Origin of the sequence: Salinisphaera sp. (genome assembly GCF_035690525.1) — a bacterium.
In the GTDB taxonomy this organism is placed as follows: domain Bacteria; phylum Pseudomonadota; class Gammaproteobacteria; order Nevskiales; family Salinisphaeraceae; genus Salinisphaera.
The window spans coordinates 1-5,776 of record NZ_DASSKM010000107.1 but is presented as its reverse complement, the minus strand read 5'-3'; the positions used below and the strand labels follow the sequence as shown (position 1 = coordinate 5,776).

Annotated in this window: 4 protein-coding genes and 1 pseudogene; all 5 read left to right on the top strand. The window is 64.7% G+C overall.

Annotation, left to right across the window (positions count from 1 at the left end; genetic code table 11):
* Positions 1 to 540: pseudogene (locus VFJ08_RS07670) on the top strand (DNA topoisomerase IV subunit B); the annotation flags it as partial.
* Between the two features lie 183 nt (positions 541 to 723).
* Complete coding sequence (locus tag VFJ08_RS07665) at positions 724 to 1,767, top strand: NAD(P)-dependent alcohol dehydrogenase (RefSeq protein ID WP_324996606.1); 1,044 nt, start codon at positions 724 to 726, stop codon at positions 1,765 to 1,767.
* A 223-nt stretch (positions 1,768 to 1,990) separates the two neighbouring features.
* Positions 1,991 to 3,016, top strand: a complete 1,026-nt coding sequence (locus VFJ08_RS07660) for an amidohydrolase family protein (protein ID WP_324996605.1) — start codon at positions 1,991 to 1,993, stop codon at positions 3,014 to 3,016.
* 2 nt (positions 3,017 to 3,018) lie between these two features.
* Positions 3,019 to 3,795, top strand: coding sequence for an iron-sulfur cluster assembly protein (locus tag VFJ08_RS07655; RefSeq protein ID WP_324996604.1), 777 nt, complete (start codon positions 3,019 to 3,021; stop codon positions 3,793 to 3,795).
* A 203-nt stretch (positions 3,796 to 3,998) separates the two neighbouring features.
* The coding region (locus VFJ08_RS07650) for a sigma-54-dependent Fis family transcriptional regulator (protein WP_324996603.1) at positions 3,999 to 5,776 on the top strand (1,778 nt) is incomplete at its 3' end.

The window sequence follows — 5,776 nt, the reverse complement described above, 5'->3', positions numbered from 1 at the left end:
ATCATGGCCTCGAACGAGATCCACGATATCTCGGTCGCGCTCGGGCTGGACCCCGGCTCGGCCAATCTCGAGCGCCTGCGTTATCACAAAGTCTGCATTTTGGCCGACGCCGATTCGGACGGCATGCATATCGCGACCTTGCTGTGCGCGCTGTTCGTGCGGCATTTCCGGCCCCTGGTCGCGCGTGGACACGTGTTCGTGGCGATGCCGCCGCTGTTTCGTATCGATGCCGGTAAGGAAGTCTTCTATGCGCTGGATCGCGACGAGCGCGACGCGATCATCAAGCGGCTTGAGAACGAAAAGAAAAAACGCAAGATCAGCGTCACCCGTTTCAAGGGTCTGGGCGAGATGAGCGCGCTGCAACTGCGCGAGACCACGATGGCGCCCGATACCCGGCGTTTGGTCCAGCTCGGCATCGAGCCTACCGACGAGACCGCCACGAGCGTGGACGAACTCCTCGATATGCTGCTCGCAAAAAAGCGCGCCGGCGATCGCCGCGAATGGCTCGAGGCCCGTGGGCACGAGGCCGAGGTGGACTAGAACTCTTTCCGGCCCGATGTGTTCAGGTGTTCAGATCTGAACAGTGAGCGTACTGTTCAAGTGAACATGCCCTCGTCGGCGCCGCGTTAAAAAACAAGCCATAACAGAGCGTTAAGCGCTTCGGCATTTTGGCACGTGCGTTGCCCCTCTTATGTCACGACGACGAGAGGAAGGAAACGCGCGATGAAAGCAGCCGTACTCAAGGCCTACGATCCGCAAGTCGACGCCCGGCAGTGGGTTGATTACGAAGATGTCCCCGACCCCGAGATCTCGCATCCGCGCGAGGTGATCGTGCGCATCGGCGGAGCGGGTGTCTGCCGCACCGATCTGCATGTCATCGAAGGGCTGTGGCGGGAAATTTCGGAGGTTTCACTGCCCTATATCATGGGGCACGAGAACGCCGGCTGGGTCGAGGCGGTCGGTTCCGGCGTCACCGGCTTCAAGCCGGGCGATCCGGTGATCTGTCATCCGTTGGTGACCTGCGGCCACGATCTGGCCTGCCGGCGCGGCCACGACATGCAGTGCGAGGATCAGGCATTCCCCGGTCTGACCCGCGACGGCGGCTATGCCGACTTGTTGCGCACCCACGAACGCACGCTGGTCAATTTGCCCGAGACGCTGGCGCCCAAGGATGTCGCGCCGTATTCCGACGCCGGCCTGACCGCCTATCGCGCGGCCAAGAAAGCGGCCCGCCAACTCGTGCCCGGACAGGTGGCCGTGATCATCGGCGCGGGCGGCCTGGGGCATATCGGCATCCAGGTCCTGCGCTCGCTGTGCGCGGCCGACATCATCGTGGTCGATCGCGCCGAGGCCGCGCTCAAACACGCCGACAACTTCGGGATTGAACATACGGTGCTCGCCAACGGCAATGAAGTCGAGCGGGTCAAGAAATTGACCCGGGGCTATGGCGCCGAGGCGGTAATCGACTTCGTGGGCGAGGGCGATGCCGTGGCGAGCGGCTTGGCCATGACCCGCGATGCCGGTACCTACTACATCGTGGGCTACGGCGGCCGGCTCGAGATCCCGACCATGGAGATGGTCGTTTCCGAGAAATCCATTGTTGGCAATCTGGTCGGCACCTATCCCGAGCTGGTCGAACTGATGGAGCTGGCCGATCGCGGCAAGGTCGATCTGGCCACGCGCGAATACAAGCTCGCCGACGCCGACCAAGCCTTGCACGACCTCGATGCCGGCGACGTGCCCGGCCGGGCCGTGCTGATCCCCTGATGTTCAATCCGCGCTTTTTTATCTGCGTCCGTCTGCGTGCATCTGCGGATAACCCAAGGAACGGAGGCAGGCAGTCTGAAGAACTTTATCCGCAGATAGATGCAGATTCACGCAGATGAAGGCAAAGACGATCCGTATATTTTCCCTGGATCGTCGCTATCCGAATATCGATGCTCATCGATGGATAAACGGAAACCGACAAATCACTAGCGAGGAGCCAACCATGTATACCGCACCCGACGGCGAGCAATACTTCATCATCGACGGCCATATTCATTACTGGGACGCCAGCAAAGAAAATCAGCGCAATCGACACGGCGAGGAGTTCGTCAACTGCTTCCACGATTATCAGAAGGGCCTGAGCCCCGCAGAATACATTTGGGATGACGAAAAATTCCGCAAATACAGCCGCGAGACCATGCTCGACGATCTATTCGTCGAGGGCTACGACGACATGGCCATCTTTCAGCCGACGTACCTAAAGGATTTCTACTACGAGGGCTTCAATACCACCGAAAAGAACGACGTGATCCGGTCCGAGTTTCCGGAGCGTTTCATCCTGAACGGTTCGTTCGACCCGCGCGACGGCGAGGCGGCGCTGGACTATATCGATCATCTGGTCGAGGACTACAAGATCGACGGCATGAAGCTTTACACGGCCGAGTGGAAGGGCGAGTCGCGCGGCTGGAGCCTGTCCGACGACTGGGCCTATCGCTGTCTGGCGCACTGCAGTAAGCGCGGCATCAAGAACGTGCACATCCACAAGGGCCCGACCATCCTGCCGCTGGACCGGGACGCTTTCGACGTCAAGGACGTGGATCATGTCGCGACCGACTTTCCGGAGTTGAACTTCATCATCGAGCACGTCGGCCTGCCGCGGTTGGACGATTTCTGCTGGATCGCGACCCAGGAGCCCAATGTGTACGGCGGCCTGGCGGTGGCGATGCCGTTCGTCCACGCCCGGCCGAAATATTTCGGCCGGATCATGTCCGAACTGCTGTTCTGGCTCGACGAGGACCGCATCCTGTTCGGCAGCGACTATGCCATCTGGCATCCCAAATGGCTGGTCGAGAAATTCGTGGATTTCCAGATTCCGGACGATATGGCCGAGGACACGGGGGTCACGCTCACCCCGGACATCAAGCGCAAGATCCTGGGCGAGAACGCGGCGCGTTTGTACGGTATCGATATCGAGGCCAAGAAGAAAGCGCTGGAGAACGACGAGTTCGCCCGCGCCGAGGTGGCGTGATCATGAACGCCGAACATCGGACGAGCCGCGAGGCCGAAGTCTGGGCCGCGATCGGCGCCGTCACCGATCCGGAGCTGGACCGGTCGGTTACCGAACTTGGCTTCATCGCCCGTTGCGACGTGGATGCGCGGACCGGGGATGTAGCCGTCGAATATCGGCTGCCCACTTACTGGTGCGCCGCCAACTTCGCATTCATGATGGGCTACGATATGGCCGAGCGGCTGGACGAGCTGGCCTGGGTGCGCGAGACGCGGGTTCGGCTGCTCGATCATTTCTATGCGGCCGAGATCAACCGCGGGCTGGCCGGCAAGGCCTCGTTCCAGGACACCTGCGGGGCCGAGGCCAGCGGCGATCTGGTCGAGCTGCGGGCGACATTCCGGCACAAGGCCTTCATGGCCCGACAGGAACGCCTGCTGAGCTGGCTGATCCGGACCGGCGCCGAGCAGGCCGCGCTCGTGGCCTGGACCGTCGCCGATCTCGCGGCCCGGCCGATGACCGACGCCCGCGGTGAGCGGCTGCGCGAACGCTATCTCGCCATGCGCCGCGAGGGCACGCCGGGCGATTTCAGCGGCGCCGGCTATCGCGGCGACGCCCGGGAGATCGCTTTCGTCACCGCCACCGGGGGTGCGATTGCGCTCGACGGCCTCGATGCGCACCGCCGAAAACTCCAGGCCATTCGCATGAACAGCGAGTTCAACGCCACGCTTTGTGGCAACGTGCTGGCGGCGCGCAAGCGATCGAATCGAGCGGGCGACGAGACGCTCGCCGGGCTGGCATGAGCGATCAAGACCGTTGATGGGCTGGCGAACGCGGGCTTCGGGTAGCCGATCGTCGAGTTGACCGGGGCCGCGTCATGACCAAGTGTGACGAAACGACAATCAACACCATGCGCGCGGCCGCGCATGCCGCGATCAACCGACATTTCGTCATGCACCCGTCGCTGCCCACGCCTTCAGGGGCGGCGGGTCGAGGAGGACGGTCGATGTCCGAAGCCTTCGTCACCGAGCCGGTTGTCGACGATCGGCTGCTCGCGGCCTACCAGCCGTTGTTTCGCCAGAATGCACGTGCGATCCGCGATTCCTGGGACCGCTGCCGCGAGGCCGGACTGGGCTGCCGCGACCGGCCGCGGCGGCGGCGCGTCTCGGCCGGCCGTCTGGCCGGTATTTATTCGGCGACGGCCGGCGTACGCGCGCTGGCGCTGGCCGAGATGCGTCTGTTGCACGGACACCTCGGGGCGCGCGGATTCACGCTCACGCTGGCCGATCCGGACAGCGTGATCCTGGACTGCCTGCCGGGTTCGTCGATCACCGCCGAGGACGCGGCCGATTTGGCGCCGGGCAACTGCTGGCCGGAGGCGATACGCGGCACCAACGCCGTGGGTACGGCCGCCGCCGTCGGGCGGGTGGTGGTGGTGGCCGGCGAGGACCATTATCTCGAGACCTATCGCGGCCTGATCTGTGTCGCCACGCCGATATTCGGCGCCGACGGCGATGTGCGCGCCATCATCGACGCCACCGCGGATCAACCCGTCGGCTCGCATACGCTGGCCTACACGCTGGGGCTGATGCAGATGGCCGGCGGCCATATCCAGACCGAGTTGTTCCGCCGTCGTCATGCCGATGCGCTTGTGGTGCTGCTCGACAGCAGCGACACGCTGGGCGGACCCTCGGCGGTGGCGCTGGCGTTCGAGAGCGACGGCACATTGCGCGCGACCACCGCGGGCGCCCGCACGGTTTTCGCGCATGGGTTGATGGCGCCCGGCACCGCGTTCGACGCGCTGTTCGCCCACACTTTCGACGGCTTGGCGGACACGATTCGTCCGCCGGCCGGCTTCACCGCGTTAAGCGACCATCGCGATCGCGTGTTTCAGGCGACGGTCTATCTGCCCGCCAAGGCGTTCACCGCGGATCGCGGCGGGATGAACGCCGGCCCGGCCGGGTCCGAATCCACACCGTCGACGCAGGGCACGTATATCGCCGAAGATGCGAACGTGCGGGCCGCGCTCGATCTCGCGGCGCGCGCGACCGCCTACGGCGTGCCCATTCTGATCCGCGGCGAGACCGGCAGCGGCAAGGAGCATGTCGCCCGTCATATTCACGCCGCGAGCCGGCGCAAGGGCGAGTTCGTGGCCATCAACTGCGCCGGGCTGCCGGCGGAGCTGATCGAGGCCGAGCTGTTCGGGCACGCGCCGGGCGCTTTTACCGGTGCGCGCGCGGGCGGGGCACAGGGCCTGGTCCGGCGCGCCCACGGCGGCACGCTGTTCCTGGACGAGATCGGCGATATGCCGGCGCCGCTACAGGCGCATTTGTTACGCCTGATCGATACTTGGCAGGTGCGCCCGGTCGGGGCCGAAAACGATATTCCGGTCGACGTGCAACTGGTCACGGCGACCCATCGCGATCTCGATGCGGCGGTCGGGTCGGGGGCGTTTCGGCGCGATCTGCTGCATCGTATCGGTGTCTGCCACGTCGAATTGCCGCCATTGCGCCAGCGGAGCGATCTCGAGACGATTGCGGGCGCGCTGCTCGCCGCCATCGACGATGCGCGTGTATTGGACGCCTCCGCCGTCGATGCGTTCGGCCGATACGCCTGGCCGGGCAATATCCGCGAGCTGCGCAACGTCATCACGCGCCTGGTGCTGGAAACGCCGGACCGCGTGATCGGTGCGGCGCACGTGGGCCGCGTGCTCCACAGCGTCCGGTACGCGCCGGGCGCCGGCTCATGCGCCGGCCACGGTGTCTCCGATGCGACGGTGGCGGC

Coding starts and splice junctions, on each gene's coding strand:
- VFJ08_RS07665 (WP_324996606.1), top strand. CDS start 724: ATGAAAGCAGCCGTACTCAAGGCCTACGATCCGCAAGTCGACGCCCGG.
- VFJ08_RS07660 (WP_324996605.1), top strand. CDS start 1,991: ATGTATACCGCACCCGACGGCGAGCAATACTTCATCATCGACGGCCAT.
- VFJ08_RS07655 (WP_324996604.1), top strand. CDS start 3,019: ATGAACGCCGAACATCGGACGAGCCGCGAGGCCGAAGTCTGGGCCGCG.